Here is a 23,483-nt window from a genome sequence, read left to right as displayed (position 1 = left end):
TGCTACACTAGTCCAAATTTCTCCCTTATGGAAAGCTGTGTGTTGCCATTCAAACTTTGGGTCGATGCAGATGCATTACCTCGTATTCTGAAAGATGTGATTATCCGTGCCTCCGATCGTTATCAGCTTGAAGTCACTTTTGTGGCTAATCAGCCGGTAGGGATTACACCGTCGATTCGTATCAATTCTATTCAGGTCATGAGCGGGGCAGATGCGGCGGATCAGGAAATTGTTGACCGTATGAAAGAGCATGACATTGTGGTGACGCAGGATATACCCTTGGCTGCTCAAGTCATCGAGAAGGGTGGTATCGCGATTCACCCGCGTGGTGAAATCTATACAGTGGCTAACGTCAAAGCACGTCTGCATTTACGTGATTTTATGGATACCTTGCGTGGTGCCGGTGTGCAAACTGGTGGCCCACCGCCGATTTCTGAACGTGATAAGCGTGAGTTTTCCAGCTCTCTAGATCAAACCATTCAAAAACAGAAACGTAAAACTGCGATTAAATAAAAAACGAGATTAAGTATGCCCCCAAAAAGTAACCTGATGTTGACCTATGCCTTGCTGGTTTTCATCTGGTCCACCACACCGCTCGCGATTGTCTGGAGTGTGGAAGATTTGCATCCAATGTGGGCATTGGCGATCCGCTTCTTTTTGGCTTTGCCTCTGGCCTTAGGATTATTGTGGTTATTTAAAACCAGATTACCGCTTGATCGTGTTTCCCTACATAGTTACTTGGCGGGTGCATGCAGTTTTATCGGCTCGCAAATTTTTACTTACTGGTCTACGGATTATTTAAGTTCTGGCATTATTGCCTTAATGTTCGGCTTGGCACCCCTCATTTCAGGTCTGATTGGGCGTTTTGTCTTTCAGATGCAGCTTTCGCTGAATCAATGGCTGGGGATGGGAATCGCTTTAACTGGACTTTCGGTGATCTGTCTAGGTGATGCAGATCAGCATATACAGCCAATTGGAATCGTGATCGCTCTGGTTGGTGTATTAGTTTATTGCGTATCTATGTTCTGGGTGAAGAAAATTAATGCACCAATTGATCCTATGGCACAGGCGGCCGGTTCGATTGGCTTGTCAGTCGTTTTTTCTCTGGGTATGTTGCCATTTATCTGGCAATACGCACCCACTGCTATGCCACATGCCAAGTCCTTATTTGGTCTGGTATATGCGGTAATTATGGCTTCGCTGATTGCGATGTTCTGTTATTTCAAGCTGGTACAGAAAATTAAACCGACGACTTTGTCTTTAACTACAGTCCTGACACCGATGCTGGCCTTGCTGGTAGGCGTATTATTGAATAATGAAAAATTGCCACTCATTGCTTTGGTGGGTGTAGTAATTTTATTGTTCGGCTTAGTGGTTTATTTCGCTAAAGAAATTAAGGCGAGCTATAAAGCCCGCCTTTAATAAAAAGATAGATGCCAGTCTTAAGCAAAGCTGGCTTTCACACATTCGCCCAGTTTGACGCGATCCTGAGGGTGCAGGGTAATAAAATAAGCGCCCGTACGATATTTTCCGTTTTCTTCTGCACGACTGTAGGCCACCTGAGCGGTTGCCGCGATGTGGAAGAAGTTTTCCGGGTGACTTAAAGTCACATGTAGATAGGTGCCTTCACTAATCGGCTGATCACTAAAGAAGCTAAAACCAGTCTCTGAAAAGTTCACATGTTCCGGTACAGGTAACATGCTTTGTACAATTGCGTCATACAAAGAACCGGTAATAAGGTTTAATTTTTGGTTGAATAAGGATAAGATTCGAGCAATTTGTTGATCTTTTTCAGATAATTGTTCTAATTCGTAGTTAACAGCATGATCAAATTGATCTAGCTCTGCAAGTAGTAGAAAATAGCGGGGCAATACGAAATTAGCATCGTAAGGATCATTCAAGGCAACATCATCGGAAATAATCTGATAATTGATTCGTAAAGCAGCATCGATTCGAGACATGACTCGTCTTTCAGTGAATCCGTTTGGATGCTGTACATTTTCCATAATTTATTACCTCGGACTAGATGGTTATGTTCAAACCAATCTCGCTGTATATAGGGTTGAAATATACTCGCGCACGGCGTAGTAACCACTTCATTTCTTTTATCGCATTGGTCTCAATGATCGGTCTCACGCTCGGTGTAGCAGTCCTCATTACAGTTTTGTCTGTCATGAATGGTTTTGACCGAGAGTTGAAAAATCGCGTCTTGGGTATGGTTCCTCAAGCCACTGTTTCTTCGACGCAAATTCTAACAAATTGGCCTGAACTTGCAAAGCAGATTGAGCGGCATGAACACGTTCAAGGTGTGGCTCCGTTTACCCAGTTACAGGGGATGCTCACGGCTCAAGGGCAAGTTGCCGGAATTATGGTCAGCGGAATTGAACCAAAGTATGAGAAGAAAGTTTCGATCATTCAGAACCATATGGTCGAGGGTAGTATTGATAACCTGAAAAAAGGTGAATTTGGGATTGTTTTAGGCAAGCAGATGGCAGATGCCATGGGCGTAGGCTTGAACGATAACATTACCTTGGTTCTACCTGAAGCGACGCCTTCACCAGCAGGTGTCGTACCCCGTTTTAAACGCTTTAAAGTGGTCGGGATCTTCAGTATTGGTGCAGAAGTTGATTCGATGATGGGTTATATTGCCTTGAACGATGCTTCAACCTTGTTACGTTTGCCAGATGGTGCTCAGGGCGTACGTATGAAGCTGGATGACATTTTCGCAGCGCCTCAGGTTTCTCAGGAAATTGTGCGTGACTTACCGGGTAACTTCTATGCCTCTGACTGGACTTATACCCATGGTAATCTGTTCAGTGCAATCCAGATGGAAAAAGCGATGGTCAGCTTATTACTATTCCTGATTGTTCTAGTTGCAGCATTTAATATCGTATCTTCGCTGGTGATGGTGGTCACAGATAAAAAATCCGACATCGCAATTTTACGTACTTTGGGTGCTTCACCTACCACGATTACCCGAATCTTTATGGTTCAAGGTACTGTGATTGGTGTGATCGGAACTTGTGCGGGTGCCATTCTCGGGATTATTGCGGCTACCAGTATTAGTGGTTTTATTGGCTGGTTAAACAATTCACTTGGCCTGAATATGTTCGATGCCTATTTCATCAACTATTTACCTTCTTATCTGCGCTGGCAGGATGTGGTCGTGATTGTAGGTTTGTCACTTGCCTTAAGTTTCCTGGCAACTATTTATCCAGCATTCCGTGCTGCTAAAATTCAACCGGCGGAGGCATTGCGTTATGAGTAAACTGGTTCTAGATGCCCAAAATATCGAGAAATCTTTTACAGATGGAAAATCTACGGTTGATGTGATCAAAGGGATTTCATTGCAGGTAAAGGCCGGGGAATTTGTTTCTATTGTTGGTTCAAGTGGTTCCGGTAAAAGTACCTTATTGCATATTCTGGGAGGACTTGACCGTCCTTCTGCCGGACAAGTGATGGTCAATGGCCGCCGTTTTGACAATTTATCTGAAGCAGAACGTGGCTATGTCCGTAATGAAAATTTGGGCTTTGTATATCAATTCCACCATCTATTGCCAGAGTTTACTGCGCTGGAAAATGTCGCGATGCCATTGATGCTGCGTAAAAGCGTCAAGTTTAAAGAGGCTAAACAGCAGGCAGAATACTTGCTGGAACGTGTTGGATTAACCCATCGTTTAACCCATCAACCTGGTGAACTCTCTGGTGGTGAGCGTCAGCGTGTAGCACTGGCTCGTGCCGTGGTGACCAAGCCGAAGTTAATGATGGCAGATGAGCCAACAGGTAACTTGGACCGTAAAACAGCCGATAAAATCTTTGAATTACTGACTGAATTACGTAGCGAATTCAATATGGCCATGTTAATTGTGACCCATGATGAACAATTGGCACATTCGGCAGACCGGATTCTACATATGCGTGATGGTCTATGGATGAATGACTAATTGTAGGAATAATCCTTTTTAATTGAAGCTCACTTCGGTGGGCTTTATTATTGCCTGCACATAATAATAAAAAAGAAAATCTTCATGTTGCAATGGCTGTGTTTGGGCTGGATTTTAGGCCTGGCTTGTATGGGAAAATCTTTTCTGAATATTGAGTTGAATTCAATCTCAGTGATATTTCTTACTGTGCTCTGTTATTTCTGTAGTTCTAAGCTCAATGCGATTCTAAAAAATTCCTTATATAAAGGATTGCTGGTAGGCACCTGCATTCTAATCGGGATATTCCTGGGACATGGTTATGCCAATCAACAGCTTAGCCAACGGCTATTGAATGTCGAGCATGAAGTACAGCAAAAAGACATTATCGTTTATGTTAAACGCTTGAATAAGCTCAGTGATCAATCCATCCAGCAGCCTTTGGAAGTATTAAATCTTAATGGACGCACCGTAACCTGGATGGGTTTTCTATCTGTAAAACCTCCGAATACTTCACAACTATCAGCGAATCATGAAAATTTAAATACACTTAAACTGGGGCATTATTATCGGTTGCAAGGGCAGGTACGTCCTAATCACAGTTATGCAACGCCCGGTGCTTTTGATGTGGAAAAGTGGGCACTGCAACAGAATGTGATGGCAGGTTTCCGGATCAAACAGATAGAGCAACTTGATTCAGCTACTGTTTCTACACTGGGGCATAGTCAGTATATTCGAGAGCAAAGAGCTTTAACTCAGCAATTTTTACTTTGGGTAGAACAGAAACGGCTGGAATTAAGAGAGTTCATAGCAAGACAACCTGTACAAAATAAAGGTTTGATTCTAGCTTTGCTTACCGGAGATGAAAGCCTTTTAAGTCCTGCAACTGAGCAACAATTTCGACGTATGGGCATGAGTCACTTATTGGCGATTTCCGGACCACATGTGCTGATCTTTGCCCTGATGGTCTGTGCCATGCTTCGGCTACTTGTCGCACGAAGTATGCCTAAGCTTTATCTAAGATGGCCACGCCAGTATTTTCTGGCTTTACCTTTTCTGTTTTGTGTGGTGCTGTACTGTGCCTTTGTGGGTTTTGAAATCCCGGCAATCCGCACTCTGCTGATCTGTATGATTGGTGTCATCCTCATGCTGCTTCGACAAAATCTGCAGGCTTTAAAACTTCTGATTCTGAGCGCCGCCTTACTGTTATTCATTGATCCCTTTAGTATCTTGTCCGCGGCTTTCTGGCTGTCCTATGGGGCCTGTTTTGTATTGCTCAGAATTTATCAGACCATTCAACAGCGACCATCCGAGCAAAATCAGACAGCAATACAAAAACTGTATTTTGCAGCTAAAGTGCTAGTGGAATCACAGTGGAAAATCTTTCTCGCTTTATTTCCTTTAATGATGCTGTTTTTTAAGCAGATTGCCTGGATCACACCGTTCAGCAATTTGGTCGCAATTCCCTGGATCGGTCTTTTGATTGTACCGATCGATATTCTGGCAGCAATTCTCTTTTTTATCGCTGAACCGGTCTCAAGCATGCTATTTCAGCTGAATGATCTGTTGCTGAATATCCTGTTGGGCTTCTTAAATCTGCTGGATCACTGGTTTAAACCGCAGTTAATACCAGTTGCGATGAATCTCTGGATGATTGGCCTATGCATCCTGTCTTTGCTGATTTTATTCTTACCACGAGGCGTATTGCCAAAATCCTGGATAGCTATCGCGGCAGTACCAATTTGTATTCCTCAACTCTATCATCCGCCATTTCAGCTTTCGGTGCTGGACGTTGGGCAAGGGCAGGCGATATTCTTTCGTTATGGAACTCATAACATGATGATCGATATGGGCGGTTATTATGATGAGGAAAAATTTAGTATTGGGAAGCAGGTAATCATGCCATTTCTGTCGGTACAAGGTGTTTCTCAACTGGAGCAGGTGATTTTAACGCATCTGGATCAGGACCATAGTGGTGCTTATCACAGCATTAAAGACCAGCTCAAGATTAAGAATATCTATGCCAATGAAGTGACCGAAACTGCAGCCTCTTCAAACTTTCAATTATGTTATCAGGAACAGCGGTGGCAATGGCAGAATGATGTGCAGATTAAGGTCATTGCACCAAAACTAGAACAATTAAATACTGCTAATTTCAATAAAAATGACCTGTCTTGTGTAGTGTATTTGCAGCTCAAAGATGTCTGGCCTTATCAGAATTTTCTGCTGATGGGAGATGCAGGTTGGCAGACTGAATATCAGTTACTCAAAGACTACCCCGATTTAAAAGTGGATGTCTTGGTCTTAGGCCATCATGGCAGTCAGCACAGTTCAGCTTATCAATTCTTGCAGCACTATCGCCCTAAACTGGCGATTGCGTCTGCTGGAAAATTTAATCGTTACGGGCATCCAAGTCAGTTGACTCAACAGCATCTCAAAGAATTGGATATTCCTCTATTGACTACAGCAGAGCATGGCAGCCTGCATTTTCATCAGCAAGGAACTCAAATCATTCTAGAAACTGAAAGAAGTCGCTGGAAATGGTTACAAAAACAAAATCTAACTGACTGATTCTAGAGATGGTTCAACAGCAGCCAGATTAGAAGTTCTTAACTGGTTCACTTTGGACAAAGCTTGGTTATGATCAAGCTTATAAATATTTCCCAGATCTTCGTGAGCTCTAAAGCGTTTATAGCTCCAGTGATAATGTTCAGGATGACGCTGAATCAGGTTTTCAATCGTGTTGATGATGATGCCTGTACCTTGATTAGCATCTCCCTGATAAATTTTTTCATCTATGGCCTCGATATGAATATCAAAGCCAGCATTCTCATTACGCAGGGCATAAAGGAACAGCGCACGGGCTTTGGTTTTCTGGATCAGCTTGGCACTCAGATTGCTGGTAGCTAGAGGAACACCAAAGTAAGGAATATATTCACCGCCAACGTTGGGTGTATGATCCGGCAGAATGACAGTGGTGCCACCTTGCTTCAAGGCTTTGAAAATCTGTCGTACACCAGACTCATCTGTCGGCACCAGATTGGCCTGTTCGCGACTACGAGCTGCACGAACAAATTGATCCGCTGCCTGATTTTTTACAGGCTTATACATGATGGTCATTGAAGTGAATTGCGCAACATAGGCATTCATGATTTCCCAAGTGCCAAAGTGCGGCACAATTAGTACCAGACCTTTATTTTGTGCCAAGGCATCATGCAGTAAATCTTCGCCTATAACCTTATGCACTCTCTCAATATTTTTCTGATTACTCGAACCCCAAATACTGAAAAATTCGAAATAAGACATCAGTTCATTGCGAATCGCGGCACGGGTAATCCGTTCTCTTTCCTGTGTCGACAGTTCAGACAAACTGATCTCAAGGTTCAGGCGAATTACATCAGAAGTTTTAGAAACTTTAAAAATATTAACGATTAAGGCAAGAATCCGCGCAATCCATCGGGAAACTGAAAGCGGTTGGCGGCTAATATATTTGAGTAAACCGTAAGCTGAATTCTTTGAGCTGCGTTCAGTCATTGAGTTGTAATATTGATAAAATAAAAAAGAATAGCACTTATTATAGGCGAAAACGGTTTCTTTAGACAGAATTACCCTTTTCGGTGTATATAATGGGTTCAATATAAATTAATTTATTGGATTATTTATGTCCGATTGGCCACCAAAACCTGAAAATCAAATACAAAATACGCAACAACCAGTTCAACCGACTGGCCCGGAATGGAAACTGCTGGAAAAAGCGGTTTTAGCTTCAGTAGAAGAGCAACGACGGGCACGTCGCTGGGGGATCTTCTTTAAATTTCTGACCTTCGCTTATCTGCTGGTTGTCATTCTTGCGCTGGGTAAAGGCTGTAGCATGAGTGCTTCTGATCCAAGTGCAGGCGCAGGTGCACACATTGCTGTGGTTGATATTATTGGCACGATTGCCGCAGACAAGCAAAGCGTAAACAGTAGCAATACCATCAAATCACTCAAAAAAGCCTTTGAAAACAAGCAAAGTAAGGCTGTCGTTTTAAATATTAATTCACCAGGTGGTTCACCAGTCCAGTCAGATGAAATCTGGCAGGAAATCCAGTATCTGAAAAAACAGTATCCTGAGAAAAAACTCTATGCCGTGATTGGTGATACAGGGGCTTCTGGTGCTTACTATATTGCATCCGCTGCAGATGAAATCATTGTCAATCCATCGAGTCTGGTCGGTTCAATTGGTGTGATCATGCCGAACTATGGTGTGAATAACCTGCTGCAAAAACTTGGAGTTGAAGACCGCACCATGACTTCAGGTGAAAATAAAGCTTTGCTGTCCATGACACAGCCGGTTGATCCTGCGCAAAAAGCGCATGTACAAGGTGTGCTGGATAATGTGCATGGTCACTTTATTAATGCTGTAAAGCAGGGACGTGGAGCTAAATTAAAATCGACTGATCCTGCTATTTTCTCAGGTCTGTTCTGGACCGGTGAACAGGCGGTGAAATTGGGTATTGCAGACCGTATTGGCAGTTTAAATACTTTGAAGCGTGAACTAAAAACTGAAAAAGCACTGAACTACACTATTGAATATAGTCCATTTGAGTCAGTACTGGGTCGTATGGGTTCATCGATTGGTGAAGGAATTGCAACTTCAGTGGCACAGAAACTTCAGTCAGAAAATAAAACGACCTTACAATGAAACCCTTGATTCATTTTGCGCACGCCAATGGCGTGCCATCTAAAGTCTATCAAAAGCTGTTTGAAGGACTACAAGATGATTACGATATTATCTATGTGCCGTTATTAGGGCCTGATAAGCGTTATCCGATTGATAATCACTGGAAAAGTCTGACTCAGCAGGTGATTGACAGTATTGTGCGCCAATCTCATGGACGTCCGGTAATTGGTTTGGGGCATTCATTAGGTTCAGTCCTGAGTTTTCAGGCCTCCTTACAGCGTCCGGAACTTTTTTCGCAAATGATTATGCTTGATCCGCCGATGATCATGGGCAAAGAAGCCTTTGCGTTGCATATTGCAAAAACTTTTCGCTTAAAAGCACTGGACCAGATGTCACCTGCAGGTTTGTCGAAACGCCGTCGTGATCATTGGGAGTCTCGGGAACAGGCAGCTGAACTGCTACGACCGAAAGGCTTTTATCAGGATTTTGATGCAGATTGCTTCCAGGCTTATATTGACTATGCCTTAAAGGATGATCCGGTTCGAGGTGGAGTTGAACTCACCATTCCTAAAATGGATGAAGTGAATATCTTTAGAACCAATCCATCGCTATGGTGGTTACCTCAGGCAAAACCAAAAGTACCAGTACATCTGGTGGTTGCCAAGAAAGGTCCATTTTTGGCGCGCAGATTTCCGCAGCAAGTGCAAAAGAAATTTGGCATTCCATTTACAGTAGTAGATGGTGGGCATATGTTCCCATTAGAGCAGCCTGAGCAAGTAGCGAGTCTGGTCAAACAACTGATTCAGCAACTGTCTGCTTAAAGTTCACCTCATCTAAAGAAATAAAAAAACGCATCCGAGGATGCGTTTTTTATATTTGGACTTTTAGAATTTGCAGAATTGAACAGGTTCTTGCATTTTTGCATTACGATACAACACACCTTGTTCAGTATGCTGAATTGTCCCATTACAGATCCATTCTACCACTTGTGGGTAAATCAGATGTTCCAGTACATGTACCCGCTGAGCTAAAGTGTGAGCCGTATCTTGATGCGATACTTTTAACACACCCTGTGCTAAGGCTTGGCCGGCATCCAGTTCAGGAGTGACATAATGCACTGTACAACCATGCAGAACATCACCAGTATTCAGGACACGCTGATGGGTATGCATGCCTTTGTAATGTGGCAAAAGAGAAGGGTGAATATTCAGCATTTTCCCTTCCCAAGCTTTCACAAATTTTTCACTTAAAATTCGCATAAAGCCCGCAAGTACGACCAGATCAACCTCCCAGTCCAGAAGCTGCTGATGCATGACATCATCAAAAGCTTCCCGGCTTGGATACTGCTTATGTTCAATGACTGCAGTCGGAATTCCTGCTTTATGAGCGCGCTCTAAAGCAAATGCTTCAGGCTTGTTGGAAAGCACCCCGACAATTTCTCCTGACAGATGGGCATCTATCAGGGCTTGCAGGTTCGATCCACTGCCTGAAACAAGTACAGCAATTTTAATCATGCGAAATTACGCGAAGATCACACGAATTTTTTCGTCTGCACCTTCAACAGATTCAGCATTATCTGCAATGTGACCCATTGCCCATGCTTTCTCACCCAAACCGTTGAGTAACTCTACAGTTTTGTCTGCTTCGGCTGCATCAACAACAAGAACCATACCTACGCCACAGTTAAAGGTACGATACATTTCAAACTGTTCTACACCGCCTTCGCGTTGAAGGAGTTTGAACAGCTCAGGCCATTCCCAAGAAGATTCATTTACGACTGCTTGAGCACCGTTTGGTAATACGCGAGGCAGGTTGCCTGGTAAACCGCCACCCGTGATGTGTGCCATCGCATGTACATCAACCTGTTTTAGCAGTTCAAGAATAGATTTCACATAAATGCGTGTTGGTTCCATTGCAACATCAGCAAGTGGACGACCATCAACGATTTGATTCAGGTCAACATTTTTAACTTCAAGAATTTTACGAAGCAACGAATAACCGTTTGAGTGTGCACCAGAAGATGCAACACCAATGAGTACATCACCCGCTTTTACTTTAGAGCCATCAATAATTTTGCTTTGCTCAACTACACCGACACAGAAGCCTGCAAGATCGTAATCTTCACCTTCGTACATGCCTGGCATTTCAGCAGTTTCACCACCAACCAGTGCACAGCCTGCAAGTTCACAGCCAGCACCGATTCCTGTTACAACATTTGCAGCCACGTCCACATTTAGGTGACCAGTCGCATAATAGTCCAGGAAGAACAGTGGTTCAGCACCACAAACGAGAAGGTCGTTCACACACATTGCAACCAGATCTTGACCAATGGTGTCATGACGGTTCAAATTCAGTGCCAGACGTAATTTTGTACCAACACCATCTGTGCCTGATACGAGAACAGGTTCTTCATAACCTTTAGGGATCTTACAAAGGGCGCCGAAACCGCCTAATCCGCCCATTACTTCAGGACGTTTAGTACGCTTAGCGACGGACTTGATTCGGTCGACTAACGCGTCTCCCGCTTCAATATCGACACCTGCATCTTTGTAGCTTAAACCAGTGTTTGGGGTAGAAGTTGAGTTGCTCATAATGAAGTCTCCGCATTCGCGCGGGGGATTATAACCTGAATATGCAAAACTCTTATGGTATTTATGCCCTAAAATGCTATCTTTATTAAAATATTTTACTTTTTATAACGATTAATAGAGAGAAGGCGAAACTTTATGGTAGATCGCACATTGCGTCGCGTGTTTATCCTAGCTGGGATAGCTTTGTTGTTGTGGATTCTATATTTACTAAAACCCGTTGTAATTCCATTTGTTGCAGCGTTTTTGATGGCTTATCTGTTTAGTCCGCTGGTAGATAAACTGCACGATATCGGTCTGCCACGTTGGCTCTCTATTAGTATCGTTTTTACTGGAATCGGGATTGTTATGATCCTGGCGATCTGGTATCTGGTGCCGTTGATCTGGCAGCAGCTGATTTATGCGCGTGACAATATACCTGCGGTCATTGGCTGGATTAATTCGACCTTTTTTCCATGGTTGTCGAATACCTTCAATGTCGTTGAAATGGAAATTGATACCACACAGATTTCTGATGTGGTCATGGACTATGTGCAAACCAATTATAGTGCTGACAGTATTCAGGCCTTCCTGCTACGCCTTGCACAATCTGGAATTAACTTCTTGCAGATTGGCGGTACGATTGTCCTGATTCCAATTATTGCATTCTATTTCCTGCTGGATTGGGATCGTATGCTGGAAAGCTTACGTCGCCTGATTCCACGTCCTTATGAACAAAGTACATTAAGAATCGTCGGTGAATGTCACAGTGTACTTGGGGCCTTTGTCAAAGGACAATTTCTGGTGATGATTCTGCTGGGAATCGTTTATGCGATTGGTTTGCAATTGATTGGTCTTGAAGTTGGTCTGATTATTGGCATGGTGGCAGGTCTGGCCAGTATTATTCCTTATCTGGGGTTTGCGGTCGGGATTATTGCAGCTGTGATTGCAACTTTCCTGCAATTCGGGATCGACTGGTGGCAGCTTGTTCTGGTGGGTGTCGTATTTATGGTCGGTCAGGCGGTAGAAGGCTATGTATTACAGCCATTCCTGCTCGGCGATAAAATAGGTTTATCTCCGGTTGCTGTGGTTTTTGCGGTATTGGCGGGCGCACAACTGGCTGGCTTCCTGGGAATGCTGATTGCTCTCCCAGTTGCAGCGGTAATTGTGGTTCTGCTCAGACATGCACGTGAATATTATGAATGCACATCATTTTATGGAAATCAGGCAGTCGTCATGAATGATCCGGCTACAGGCTCCATAAGCGTAGAAACTTCAGACTTAGATGTTGATATTGAAATGAAAAAGTCAGAAGCAAAACCACTGCAAGAGGTAAAGAAATCAAGTAAGATGGATGTACCTCTTCATAAAGACTCATAAGGCCATCAGAATCATATGCGTCAATTGCAGCTAGATATAGAACCTCAACTCGATGCTCGAATTAGTGATTTTTCGGGCCCGGGATGGGGTCATGTAATTGACGCAGTCCGACAGCTGCATGCAGGCCTAATCAGCCGCTTTTATGTGTATGGCGGAGCTGGAACAGGGAAAAGTCACTTACTCTCTGCCATTTGTGATTCTTATCTGGAAATCGGTAAGACTGCTATACAGGTGTCTTTGCTGGAGCTTCTGGATGCGCCTACTGAAGCCATTACTTCGCTGGACCGGTTTGACCTGATCGCACTGGATGATATTGAAGCCATTAGTGGGGTTCCACACTGGCAACGCGCCGTTTTTCACTTGATTAATTATAATGATGAAGGCGGTGGTCAGCTGGTATTTTCTTCCCGTTTTGCACCCATTGAGTTAAAGCTTGAATTGCCCGATTTGCAGTCCCGACTCACGCAGGCAGTCAGTGTCCGTGTCCCAAATGGCAGTCTTTATGCGGACCGATTTGCCTTGGTATCCTCGGTATTGGACCGACGCGGTATTCATCTTGATCCACAGATTTTTGATTATTTGCTAAATCACGGACCACATCAAACTTCCGTGCTTCTACAAACATTAGAACAGATTATTCAATTACTTAAAGGCGAAAAGCTGAAGGTCAGCAATGCTAACCTGCGGCAGATTTATGCATTAATTGATGAATATCGTTAAATTATAAAACATCTTGAGTAATTACTCAGTCTATGCGAAAGTAAGGCAAAATAATTCGCTGTTGCAAGGAAGATGCAACTTTAGAAGAAAAAGAAAGAAATAAAAAATTAAGGAGAAGGGTATGCTCAAGAAGAGCATAGGCATGGCTTTGCTATGTATGGCGGGGCAGGCATATAGTGCAGAAATTATTGTAACTACCACAGAAGATATTGAAAAAGATGACAAGGAATGTTCACTTCGAGAAGCTGTTGAATATGTGAATCGTGGCCTGGCTAAAGAAGGTTATATGGGCTGTGGTGGCGAAAATGCTATTGGCACCATTATCTTAAAAGAAAAAACGACCTATGTACTGAATAAGCATATCCCGATCAAGAAATCAGTAACGATTAAATCTATCGCAGAAGTAGATGGTGAATTTAGTAGTACCGATAAGGTAATGGGGTTATATAACGCTCATATTCAAATGAAAGGGACAGATAATCTCTTCCGTATTAGCAATGATGAAGAGCTGATTCAAGTCAATTTAAAAGAACTCGACCTTGAAGGTTGCGGTAAAAGCAGCTGTGCCGAACAAGGTGGCCTAATTCATAATAAAGGTAAATTGGTGATTGATTACAGCCGCTTATACAAGGGAGCTGCGAGTCAAGGTGGTGCCATTTATAATGTGGGGAAATTTGGCCAGAATCTGATTGCTTTTGCCGAAATAAAAACCAGCCTGATTGAAAATAATCAGGCGCAACAGGGTGGCATACTCTATAGCCAGCTTCCATACTTTCTGGTTTATCAAAGCGTTTTAAAGAATAACCAGACGCTGAATAATAATGCTACCAATATTTATACAGCGGGCCAAGTCGATAATCCTGCCGATATTCAATCCATTAATGCTGAAGTCCTAAGCAGTACCCTGTTAAAAAATAAGGGAGCACTGATCAATGTGATTGATGGAGTGGGAATCAATAACCTGACAATAGTGGACAATACAGGTACAGCACTACGTATTAGTGCCCCGAATGGTAAAGCCTATGTGGCGAACAGTATTATTTTAAGAAATGGTACGCAGGATTGTCAGATTGAAACTACGGATAAAAGTACGATTCACAATAACCTGGTAACAGCATCTTGTGGTACAGGTGATGCTGCGTATCCAAACCAGATCTGGACAGGTACTCGCTTGTTTGCAGAGGCTTCAGATCAAAGTGAAGGTGTTTGTCTAAATTTAAAACAAAATAGCGATGCTATTCTATGTCCTTATAGCGTTCCTAAAGATCAGTTCTTGGGCTATCTACGTCCTCGTATCCTGTTGAATTATAATCAGGTTAGTGATTCACCGATTGTAAATAGAGGGACTAGCTACAATAGCAGCAATCCTTCAGTCAGCTGTGAGGCGTCAGACCAACGCGGTGTAGACCGTTTACTAGATAACTTATTTTGTGACCGTGGTGCGATTGAAATTACAGTTCCAACATCTACCAGTCTGGTTGGACAGGATCTTCTAAAAGGAGAGACTGCAAAGTTTTCAATTGAATCTGCTTTAGGAGATAGTGATTTAATTCCTAAAGAGCAATGCAATAACATTATTGGAGAGAATCCAAAGGGTGAGCCTTGGCAAGATGGCTGCTTACAGGTTATCCAAACCAAAACTGTTTCCAAGGGCAAAACAGTCATTGATATTGATGGGAATGTTGTTTATACCCCAGATTCACAATGGCATGGTGCTGACATTTTTGAAATTCAGGTAGTTACTTCCTCTACACGATTTAATAAGTCCAAACCTTATCTGGTTTTAAGTACCCAGATTGTACAGGAACCTAAAAATGAAATGAAAGACAAGTCTGTGAAGACCTCGGGTGGGGCATGGGGGATTGCTGGCTTAATGGGCTTGATAGGGTTGATCGGCCTACGTCGCAGATTAAAAGATTAAGGAAAAATCATGAAAAATTATAAAAAAGGACTGCTTGCAGCCATGATTTTATCTGCCATGAGTTTAATGGCAGCCGAAGATAAAACCATATATGTCACTACATTTGCTGACGAGGACGGGGAAAATACCAGTGCCTGTTCCTTGCGTGAAGCCATTAAGACAGCCAAGCTGGATAAATCCTATGGAGGATGCAATGTTGGCCGTACATTGCGTAATGATGGTTCCGCTCCAGATGTCATCCAACTCGAAGCTGGGGAATACAAACTCAATAGTGAAATTATTGTTGAATCCCATGTCAATATTTTTGGAAAATCACCCTTCAATTATACTCAAAGAAGCCCTATTACCTTTTTATATCCAACACGTGAGGCTTTAACAACCACCATTTCAGGCCAAGGGAAAACTCGCTTATTTAATACGGTCGCTAGCCAAGCCAGCATGGTGGTAAATGGTGTCATCCTGAAAGATGGTTATGCTGCAAAAACCAGTCTGGATAAAGGTAATGGTGGAACATTTTATGTCGCCGGTCCTCTAAGCCTCGTGAATAGTGAAATTGTAAATTCACGAGCGGCTGCAGAAGGGGGAGCAATTTATGCAGTAGCGATGAATAATGAAAAAGTTATCAGGATTCAGGATTCCTTAATTCATCAGAATAAAGCAGCTACATATGGCAGTGTCTTGGCTATGGATTGTGTGGGGAATTTGGGCAGTACAGAGACCAAGCTAGAAATTAGCGCAAGCAGCATTGTCAAAAATGGTTCTACTGATACGGCCAGTATTCTGGACTTCTGTGGTTATGCCAAAGCTGATATTAGTAACTCTACGATTGCAAAAAATACGACCAGTACTACAGGTCATATTTTCCGAATGGCCAATGAAATCAGCCGTCCATTAAGTTCTTTCTTCACTTTTAGTGCTATTAATAACACGATTGTCGAAAATACTGCTCGCTCTACCATCTTTTATGACAATACTGGTAATTCGAGTCTGGCTTATAACGTGTTGGCCTTTAACCAGGGCTTGTCTTGTGAATATGCCTTGAATGGTGGGAATCCAAGTAAAGAACAAGGTGTAGATTTATTTACTGCTTATAATGCGATTCATACAAGTGGTTCCTCACGCTGTATATTACCTGAACTGGCAGAAAACAGTGTTTCAACGAATATTGATGTATCCAGTAATCAGATCACAGATCTATTAACTGCTTATATCGAACCTTCTGTAAATAACCGTTATTTAGGGATGTATTATCCTATTGATCGACAATCGAATACGGATCTGGTCAATATCGGTACAGAAAGTTGTGAAGAAACTGATCAGCGTGGAATTGAGCGGTTGACTAAGGCAACCTTATTATTTAATCCGGACGCAAAAAATTCCTGTGAAATTGGGTCAGTAGAAATCCGGCGCTTAACTGCAGCAGATATTTCTGGCCTAAAAAATAGTTCTTTAACAGAGTTGCTGGATTATTATCAGGAAAATATTGATGATATTAATTCTATTCTGGCCGATAAGAATACAAAACCTGAGGAAATACAGGGCTTAAAGGAAGAGCTAAAAGAATATGAGGATCTTTTAAAATATACCAAGCAATACCAGAAATATCGTGCCATATACGTTAATCCATTTAGTTTGGTCATGCCTCAAGAAACTTTAAATAATACTCAAGTACAAGCTAAAGCATTAAATTCACAAAATTATGAAATTACAGTGCAATCTTTAGGTGTAGGGTCTTTATCTGGATCAGGCAGTTCATTAATTGTTCAAGGTGCGCCGAATGACCCAAATTTAAAATGTGAATGGAAGCCTGACTTAAACCGTATCATGATGTATCGTACTGATGGCAAAGTAACCAGTCTCTCGGATACGGAGTATTGCCGTTATACAATTAAAGACAAGCAGACAGGTGCCAGCAGTACAGGTATTTTGCAGGGCGCATTTGTAAATATTAAACCGATTGTAAAAAATGATGAATATAGAATTAGCGCAGAGAACAATCTGACCGTAACTGTGAATCCATTAGAGAATGACAGCGATGATGGTGATGGTCCACGGATGAATGGCAAGGCTGCTTTCTATCGTGATAAAGATGGTCGTGAGATTCCAATTCGCATTGTCAAGCTTCCTGCCGGAGTAAACCTTTCCGCAGAGCGAGAAGGACCATGCCCAGGAAATTTTGCAGGTGAAACCTGCTATGGTGGAAAATTAACCTTTAGTGTGAAAAATACTTTTAGTCAGTCAGATTATGATATGCAGTATCATGTTTTTGATGCAGATGAGTTGATGTCAGATACAGCTAGAATTAACTTAAAAAATACGGCTAAAAATACCAATACATCATCAAGTGGTGGTGGTCCATTTGGAATTTGGGGATTGTTCGGATTATTAGGTCTGGCAGGATATCGCCGAGTTAGAAAATAATTGCAGCATGAAAAAAGCCTCCAGATGGAGGCTTTTTTATTTAACTTAAATTAATGAGTTTTAGGTTGAGTGAGTTGCTGGTATTTCTGGATATATTCTTCACGGATCGCCAGTCGTTCTTCTGGTGTTGCTTTTTGCATCCGTGCACCTAACTCCTTACGTTCCTGGCTGCTCATCATTTGCCAGGTTTCACGCATACGCTGCTTTTCAGCTTCAGGAAGCTGAGTGAACCAGTCCATGCGTTGCTGTAAATTAATACGTTGCTGTTCAGGCATTTCTTTTAAAGACTGATAACGTTTGATTAATGCCAGTTGCTCGGAATCAGAAAGTGTATCCCAGGTTTCGTTGACCTGCGTATTGGCATCTTTAGAAAAAATCCAAAAACGTTCAAATCCCGCAAAGCTGGTTTGCAGGAAGCTGAATGCACAAAATGCAATTGCTAATCTTTTAGCTGCCATGTGGAACTTTGTCCTCACCTAAAACCATTAACATTTCCAGATCTTCAAGCATCTGTGGAGAGAGTTTGGGTGTAGATACCGCTTGAGTCTGAGGTTCGTTATGGCTGACAATATTCGGTAGCACTACCACGCCAGCAATCGCAGCAGCCAAAGCAAAGCCAGACATTTTTAGAAATGCAAAGCGTGAATGTTGTGCGTCCTGAATATGCTCCAGCACATGATTCATCACCACCGGTTTATCCTTGTGGTGCTGTGCCAGTCCATCAAGTTTGGAAGTTACTTGCTTTAAGAAATCATCTTGCTTCATTCGGATGATCCTCCCAGATATGGATTTAAGTGTGCTAGAGAGGCACGTAGACCTTGAATAGCACGGTGATAATGGGTTTTCACACTGCCTTCTGTACAGTTCATAATTTGCGCTGTAGTTTGAGTATCAAAGCCTTCCCAGGCTCTGAGCATAAATGCTTGCTGCTGACGCACAGGTAATTTGGCAATCGCCTCCTGAATTTCTTCAGCAGTTACTGCCTGATCCAGAAATTCTAAAGGTGAGGGCGTAGATTCATCTACCAGATTGTCAAATTCGACTTCGTCGTCATCAAGGCTGACTTTTTTGAAAAAGGAAAAGGGCTGGTTGCGACGTGCTTCTTTACGACGCCAATCCTGTAATTTGTTATTCAGAATCGTATAGAACAGGGGATACCAGTCTTCAGTGCTTTTCTCTGCATAAGATTTATGCAAAGCAATAAAAGCTTCCTGAACCAGATCCATTGCGATCCCATGTTGTCCTTGAGTCGCACTTTCCATCATCACCAAAGCACGCCCAGTCACATCCTGCATGAAATTTTTCAGGCGAGACTCTGCCGTACTCTTTAGAATACTCGCATCTTGTGACTGCAACGGTTTCGGTGCTAAATCCATAGAGATGGAAAATCCTGTCATTGGATACCCACCATTATTCCCAAGTTCATGTGCATATAACGTTGGGAATAACGATTTGGTTGACAATAAAACTTATTATTTTTGTAGTGTAATCTATTTTATAAATACACTGACTGTAATTAAAACAATGTAACCTAAATACCGTATTAGATACGTTGACGCACCATCTCAAAGAAACAGATAGAGCCTGCAATGGCAACATTCAGGGATTCCTGTCCACCTGGCTGTGGAATAGTCACCGCTTCGGCATGTTGCAGGGCATAGTCAGATACGCCTTGACCTTCATTGCCCAGAATCCAGACGCAGGCTTTACGCAAGTCTTTACTGTACAGGCTGCTAGAACGATGTGAGCTGGTGACATATACCGGAATCTTGAATTGCGGTAAAAGGTCTTCCAGTGCAATATTTTCAAAAGTTTGCAAAGAAAAATGCGCGCCCATACCCGCACGTAATACCCGTGGTGACCAAAGAGATGCTGAACCCTTAGTACAAATGACCTGATCAATACCGGCAGCTGCTGCTGAACGTAGCAGGGTGCCAACATTACCGGGATCCTGCACATTTTCAAGGATCAGAGTGTCAGCCGTAAAATCAAGTGCCTGGCTTGAGCTTGGAATATCGACAATCGCCATACATGCAATCGAAGTGCCTAAGGTACTCAGGTCCTTATAAAGCGATTCACCAATGACAAAGACCACACCGGTATATTTGTTTAAAATAATGTCGAAATCAGGATGCGCTAAAGCATGTTCAGTCGTGAAGATCGAATTGATTTTCTTGTTTTCATGTAACCATGCAAGACACAGGTGCGTGCCTTCAAGCACAGTCTGTCCTTGTTTTTTTCGATAAGAATTCTGTTCAATTAAACCGCGTAAGTGTTTAATTTTAGGATTGTCTTTGGATTCAAGGAAGATGGTTGGCATAAGAAGAAAGTCCACGGCAGTCAATCAAGGATCAACTGCCGTTTAAAAATTAGTGGTGGTAGCTGGTCACAAGCTCAACTTCATTTTTTGAGCCAATGATGACAGGAACACGTTGATGCAGATTTGTAGGTTCGATTTCAAGAATGCGGACACGACCAGTCGTTGATGCACCGCCAGCCTGTTCCATCAGCATACTCATTGGATTGGCTTCATACATTAAACGTAAACGACCTGCTTTAGTTGGGTCTTTTAAGTCGTATGGGTACATGAAGATCCCGCTACGGCACAGAATACGGTGAATATCGCCGACCATACAAGCGACCCAGCGCATATTGAAATCTTTGGCGCGAGGACCTGTTTTACCTGCCAGCAATTCATCGATATAACGCTGTACAGGCGCTTCCCAGTGACGCTGGTTCGATGCATTGATTGCATATTCTTTAGTATCAGCAGCTACCTGAATCGCTTCAGAAGTCAACAGGAACTCTTGAGTTTCAGGATCGAAAGTGAAGAATACCACACCAGCACCCACAGTCAGTGCCATCATGGTTGATGGGCCATACAGGACATAACCAGCAGCAACCTGATTGACACCAGCCTGCATGAAGTCTTCTGCCTGAGTTACACTATTTTTTGCGGGAAGAATCGAAAAGATAGTGCCCACACACATGTTGATATCAATATTGCTTGAGCCATCAAGTGGATCGAACAATACTAGATATTGACCATTTTCCTGTGCTGAAGTGAATTCATCCAGTTCTTCAGATGCTAAACCGCCTACATGTGGATGTACTTTTAATGCATCAATCAGATAATCATTAGAAATCACGTCCAGTTTCTTTTGCTCTTCGCCTTGAACATTTTCATGCTGAGCACTACCTAATACACCCGCTAGAGCACCTTTTTGCAGGAGTTGGTCAATACGCTTGCAGGTATTTCCAATTGTTTCAATTACTTGTGCAAGTTCAGGTGTGAGGTTCCCGCTTTGTTGTTGTAGGAATTGGGATAAGGTGCGGTATGACATAAGGGAAAAACTCCAAGACTTATAATCGGGGAAAAAAAGATCAAAACGATATACGGCTATATTTTAGAGGAGAACGTCCGAAAAGGACAATTAAACTGAATTATTTGTTGTGATTTTGCCCTTGCAACTCCTGTGGAAAGTGCTATGTTGAATCAAAGGAAAAAATGATCATAGGAGCACAGAGATGACAACATTAAAGTTTGATGCGACTCCAACGCCGAGCGAAGCGATTAATCTCGATGAAATTTCTGAAGACAAGATGAAAGAAGCGTGGAAGGATTACGAAGCAAAACCTGAATATAAAAAATTCAATAAACACGACATGATTGAATCCATGCAAACTGCAGAAGAAGGTGAAGGCAAAGAGTAATTTTATTCTTTGATCTTTCAAATATCCCTCTAATAAAAAAGCACTCGATTGAGTGCTTTTTTATGAATGATGTATTATTTAAATGATCACTTATTTTAGTAGTGGTGGAACAGCTTCGTAGTTGATTTCTACACGGCGGTTTTCTTTCCACGCACTTTCATCATGGCCAGGATTAACTGGCATTTCTTTACCATAGCTCACTGCTTCAAGTTGGCCTGCATTTACACCAGAAGTGATCAGGAAACTTTCTACTGCTTTGGCACGACGTTCACCAAGCGCCATGTTGTATTCACGTGTACCGCGTTCATCTGTATGGCCTGTCAGAGCTACACGAGAATTGGCATTTGCCATCAGGAACTGGGCATGTGCTTGCAGAGTACGGATATCGTCATTGCTCAGTTCACTGCTGTCATAGTCAAAGTGAACTACACGTTTAGCTAAATAAGCCTTATTTTCCGCAGTTACACCTTTAGCAGATGCACCGGCCATATTTTGAGCACTTAAAGCTGCATCTTCACTTAGACCTTCAGTGTTTACAGTGGTGGTGCCACTGGTATCCAGATTGCCAGTTTGGACTTCAGCTGCTGGTTTACGGCTGGCACAACCAGTCATTACGACTGCAGCTGCAAGTAAAGGAAGTGCAAATAATTTTACTTTGTTCATTCTTCATCTCCATGAAGGTTGATTATGGGGTAAAGCATTTATAAATATTGAACTATTATTTTGGTGCCCAAGCAGGTTCACGGACTTCACCTGTTTCACTTGGCAGATTCATGCGGAACCGGCCATCGAGAGACATGATGGATAACAATCCACGGTTACCTTCGCGAGTGGCATAGACCACCATCTGACCATTTGGCGAGAAGCTAGGTGATTCATCCAGGCTGGTTGGTGTCAGGATATTGGTCACACCTGAGCTAATATCTTGTACAGCCACTTTATAGTTACTGCCACTTGGACGATGAACCAATGCAAGTTTCTTACCATCTGCACTTAAGGTCGCACGAGCATTAAATGCGCCACGGAAAGTCAGACGTTTGGTACTTTCACTATTGAAATCATAGCGGTAAATCTGCGGAGAACCACCACGATCTGATGTAAAGATAAATGATTTTCCATCTGGCGCATAACGTGCTTCTGTATCAATTGCGCTATCGTTAGTCATGCGTTTTAACTGACGTGTTTCCAGATTCATCTGATAGATTTCCGGGTTACCGTGCATAGACGCAGTGAACAGCATGCTCTTGCCATCTGGAGAGAAGCTTGGTGCACCGTTTAATCCACGGAAGCTGGCCAGCTTTTCACGTTGACCAGTCGCCAGATCCTGTACATAAATGGCCGGACGTTTGGTTTCAAAAGATACATATGCAATTTTTTTCGCATCCGGTGTCCAGGCAGGTGACAGGATTGGATCACGCGAAGTCAAAATAGTCTTTGGCTGTTCACCATCCGTATCGGCAATCTGCAAGGTATAACGCTGCTCAGGCGTTGCCGGGTTACGTAAGACATAAGCAATACGGCCAGTGAAATCTCCTGGAATACCGGTTAATGCCTGATAGATGGCATCACTGATCATATGGGCTGCCTGACGGGTACGTGAAGCAGGAACAGTCAGCAACTCATTCAGTAAGTATTGACGCTTTTCGACATCATAGAGTTGATACTGAATGCTATAAGAACCATCCGGATTGGTCTTGGATGAACCGGTCACCACATAGGGTACGCCTGCAGCTGCCCATGCTTCAGCATTTGGCGAATTTAATTGTGCTGTAGCAGGTAAATTCTTCGAGGCACTGGCAAATTTTCCAGAACGATTCAGGTCATTTTCCACCACCGGATAAATACTCTGATCCTGGCTAAAAGGCACAATGGCAATTTTAGGAGCAGCTTCAGGAGCTTTGGTAATTTCCAGATGCAGTTGGGCCTGAGACTGGGTCGCAGTGACCGCACCCAAAGTGGTCATGATTGCAAGGCAGAGTAGGTGTTTGCGTGTCTTTTCCATCATTCGTTATTTACTCAAATCAACGGAGTTATTTATAAGTGATTGGGCTACATCATCGCATGGATTTATGCGAAATAGACCACGAATTTATCATCAAACTGTTATATCACTATGGGGAGTGATTATTATTTAATCTGTTTCAATTGAAGTTTAACTCAAAAAAACAGCCATAACA

General features: G+C 42.7%; 23 protein-coding genes. 12 read left to right on the top strand and 11 right to left on the bottom strand.

Features of this window, described 5'->3' with window-relative positions; genetic code table 11:
- Nucleotides 1–27 precede the first annotated feature (27 nt).
- Complete coding sequence (locus O4M77_RS09980; RefSeq protein WP_159124052.1) at nt 28–513, top strand: YaiI/YqxD family protein; 486 nt, start codon at nt 28–30, stop codon at nt 511–513.
- Between the two features lie 15 nt (nt 514–528).
- Nucleotides 529–1,422: a DMT family transporter gene (locus O4M77_RS09975; protein WP_180104421.1), complete on the top strand. Its 894-nt coding sequence runs from the start codon at nt 529–531 to the stop codon at nt 1,420–1,422.
- A 20-nt stretch (nt 1,423–1,442) separates the two neighbouring features.
- On the opposite strand, the gene O4M77_RS09970 is transcribed toward O4M77_RS09975, so the two are convergent.
- Entirely contained in the window at nt 1,443–2,006 is a 564-nt protein-coding gene (locus O4M77_RS09970) for a PilZ domain-containing protein (RefSeq protein WP_180004111.1), read from the bottom strand.
- Between the two features lie 26 nt (nt 2,007–2,032).
- Between O4M77_RS09970 and O4M77_RS09965 the strand changes: the two genes are divergently transcribed.
- From O4M77_RS09965 to O4M77_RS09955, 3 genes are all read left to right on the top strand, one after another.
- Complete coding sequence (locus tag O4M77_RS09965) at nt 2,033–3,268, top strand: lipoprotein-releasing ABC transporter permease subunit (RefSeq protein WP_125278439.1); 1,236 nt, start codon at nt 2,033–2,035, stop codon at nt 3,266–3,268.
- The gene (lolD, locus tag O4M77_RS09960) at nt 3,261–3,944 is read left to right on the top strand and encodes a lipoprotein-releasing ABC transporter ATP-binding protein LolD (protein ID WP_180012789.1); all 684 of its coding nucleotides are present in this window, start codon (nt 3,261–3,263) and stop codon (nt 3,942–3,944) included. Before O4M77_RS09965 ends, lolD begins: the two co-directional genes overlap by 8 nt.
- Nucleotides 3,945–4,028: 84 nt before the next feature.
- Nucleotides 4,029–6,491, top strand: coding sequence for a DNA internalization-related competence protein ComEC/Rec2 (locus O4M77_RS09955; protein WP_323713424.1), 2,463 nt, complete (start codon nt 4,029–4,031; stop codon nt 6,489–6,491).
- Here the strand turns inward: O4M77_RS09955 and O4M77_RS09950 are convergent.
- Nucleotides 6,480–7,454 carry a lysophospholipid acyltransferase family protein gene (locus O4M77_RS09950; RefSeq protein ID WP_004784636.1) on the bottom strand — a complete coding sequence of 325 codons (975 nt, stop codon included), beginning with the start codon at nt 7,452–7,454 and terminating at the stop codon, nt 6,480–6,482. The genes O4M77_RS09955 and O4M77_RS09950 overlap by 12 nt on opposite strands.
- Before the next feature lie 127 nt (nt 7,455–7,581).
- Between O4M77_RS09950 and sppA the strand changes: the two genes are divergently transcribed.
- Complete coding sequence (sppA, locus tag O4M77_RS09945) at nt 7,582–8,604, top strand: signal peptide peptidase SppA (protein ID WP_004784634.1); 1,023 nt, start codon at nt 7,582–7,584, stop codon at nt 8,602–8,604.
- A complete protein-coding gene (locus O4M77_RS09940; RefSeq protein ID WP_179992668.1) occupies nt 8,601–9,404 on the top strand; it encodes an alpha/beta fold hydrolase in 804 nt (267 codons plus the stop codon). Before sppA ends, O4M77_RS09940 begins: the two co-directional genes overlap by 4 nt.
- Nucleotides 9,405–9,467: 63 nt before the next feature.
- Here the strand turns inward: O4M77_RS09940 and purN are convergent, their stop codons facing one another.
- Nucleotides 9,468–10,097 carry a phosphoribosylglycinamide formyltransferase gene (purN, locus tag O4M77_RS09935; RefSeq protein ID WP_180004098.1) on the bottom strand — a complete coding sequence of 210 codons (630 nt, stop codon included), beginning with the start codon at nt 10,095–10,097 and terminating at the stop codon, nt 9,468–9,470.
- Nucleotides 10,098–10,103: 6 nt separating this feature from the next.
- Nucleotides 10,104–11,174 (bottom strand): phosphoribosylformylglycinamidine cyclo-ligase, encoded by a 1,071-nt coding sequence (purM, locus tag O4M77_RS09930; protein ID WP_034170936.1) that lies wholly within the window; start codon nt 11,172–11,174, stop codon nt 10,104–10,106.
- 135 nt (nt 11,175–11,309) lie between these two features.
- Between purM and cxpE the strand changes: the two genes are divergently transcribed.
- The 4 genes from cxpE (at nt 11,310) to O4M77_RS09910 (ending at nt 17,592) form a co-directional block, all read left to right on the top strand.
- Nucleotides 11,310–12,530: a chloramphenicol efflux transporter CxpE gene (cxpE, locus tag O4M77_RS09925; protein WP_323713423.1), complete on the top strand. Its 1,221-nt coding sequence runs from the start codon at nt 11,310–11,312 to the stop codon at nt 12,528–12,530.
- Between the two features lie 15 nt (nt 12,531–12,545).
- The gene (hda, locus tag O4M77_RS09920) at nt 12,546–13,250 is read left to right on the top strand and encodes a DnaA regulatory inactivator Hda (RefSeq protein ID WP_159124042.1); all 705 of its coding nucleotides are present in this window, start codon (nt 12,546–12,548) and stop codon (nt 13,248–13,250) included.
- 121 nt (nt 13,251–13,371) lie between these two features.
- On the top strand, nt 13,372–15,171 hold the full coding sequence (gene rbtA, locus O4M77_RS09915) for a rhombotarget A (protein ID WP_159124041.1): 1,800 nt from the start codon (nt 13,372–13,374) through the stop codon (nt 15,169–15,171).
- A 9-nt stretch (nt 15,172–15,180) separates the two neighbouring features.
- Nucleotides 15,181–17,592 (top strand): CSLREA domain-containing protein, encoded by a 2,412-nt coding sequence (locus O4M77_RS09910; RefSeq protein ID WP_159124040.1) that lies wholly within the window; start codon nt 15,181–15,183, stop codon nt 17,590–17,592.
- A gap of 50 nt (nt 17,593–17,642) precedes the next feature.
- On the opposite strand, the gene O4M77_RS09905 is transcribed toward O4M77_RS09910, so the two are convergent.
- The 5 genes from O4M77_RS09905 to O4M77_RS09885 form a co-directional block, all read right to left on the bottom strand.
- Nucleotides 17,643–18,050, bottom strand: coding sequence for a DUF3106 domain-containing protein (locus tag O4M77_RS09905; protein ID WP_159124038.1), 408 nt, complete (start codon nt 18,048–18,050; stop codon nt 17,643–17,645).
- Nucleotides 18,040–18,357 (bottom strand): hypothetical protein, encoded by a 318-nt coding sequence (locus O4M77_RS09900; protein ID WP_004784617.1) that lies wholly within the window; start codon nt 18,355–18,357, stop codon nt 18,040–18,042. Before O4M77_RS09900 ends, O4M77_RS09905 begins: the two co-directional genes overlap by 11 nt.
- Nucleotides 18,354–18,968, bottom strand: coding sequence for an RNA polymerase sigma factor (locus tag O4M77_RS09895; RefSeq protein WP_323713422.1), 615 nt, complete (start codon nt 18,966–18,968; stop codon nt 18,354–18,356). Before O4M77_RS09895 ends, O4M77_RS09900 begins: the two co-directional genes overlap by 4 nt.
- A gap of 167 nt (nt 18,969–19,135) precedes the next feature.
- Nucleotides 19,136–19,912 (bottom strand): TrmH family RNA methyltransferase, encoded by a 777-nt coding sequence (locus O4M77_RS09890; RefSeq protein WP_159124036.1) that lies wholly within the window; start codon nt 19,910–19,912, stop codon nt 19,136–19,138.
- Nucleotides 19,913–19,961: 49 nt separating this feature from the next.
- Complete coding sequence (locus O4M77_RS09885; protein WP_159124035.1) at nt 19,962–20,936, bottom strand: class 1 fructose-bisphosphatase; 975 nt, start codon at nt 20,934–20,936, stop codon at nt 19,962–19,964.
- Nucleotides 20,937–21,120: 184 nt separating this feature from the next.
- Here O4M77_RS09885 and O4M77_RS09880 point away from each other — a divergent pair, with 184 nt between their 5' ends.
- On the top strand, nt 21,121–21,306 hold the full coding sequence (locus O4M77_RS09880; protein ID WP_159124034.1) for an NF038105 family protein: 186 nt from the start codon (nt 21,121–21,123) through the stop codon (nt 21,304–21,306).
- Between the two features lie 90 nt (nt 21,307–21,396).
- Here the strand turns inward: O4M77_RS09880 and pal are convergent, their stop codons facing one another.
- Nucleotides 21,397–21,969, bottom strand: coding sequence for a peptidoglycan-associated lipoprotein Pal (pal, locus tag O4M77_RS09875; RefSeq protein WP_159124033.1), 573 nt, complete (start codon nt 21,967–21,969; stop codon nt 21,397–21,399).
- A gap of 55 nt (nt 21,970–22,024) precedes the next feature.
- Complete coding sequence (gene tolB, locus O4M77_RS09870) at nt 22,025–23,308, bottom strand: Tol-Pal system beta propeller repeat protein TolB (protein WP_180012808.1); 1,284 nt, start codon at nt 23,306–23,308, stop codon at nt 22,025–22,027.
- Between the last annotated feature and the right edge of the window lie 175 nt (nt 23,309–23,483).

Origin of the sequence: Acinetobacter sp. YWS30-1 (assembly GCF_033558715.1) — a bacterium.
Classification (GTDB): Bacteria; Pseudomonadota; Gammaproteobacteria; order Pseudomonadales; family Moraxellaceae; genus Acinetobacter.
The sequence above is the reverse complement of the archived record's forward strand: the minus strand, read 5'-3'. Positions and strand labels throughout refer to the sequence as shown.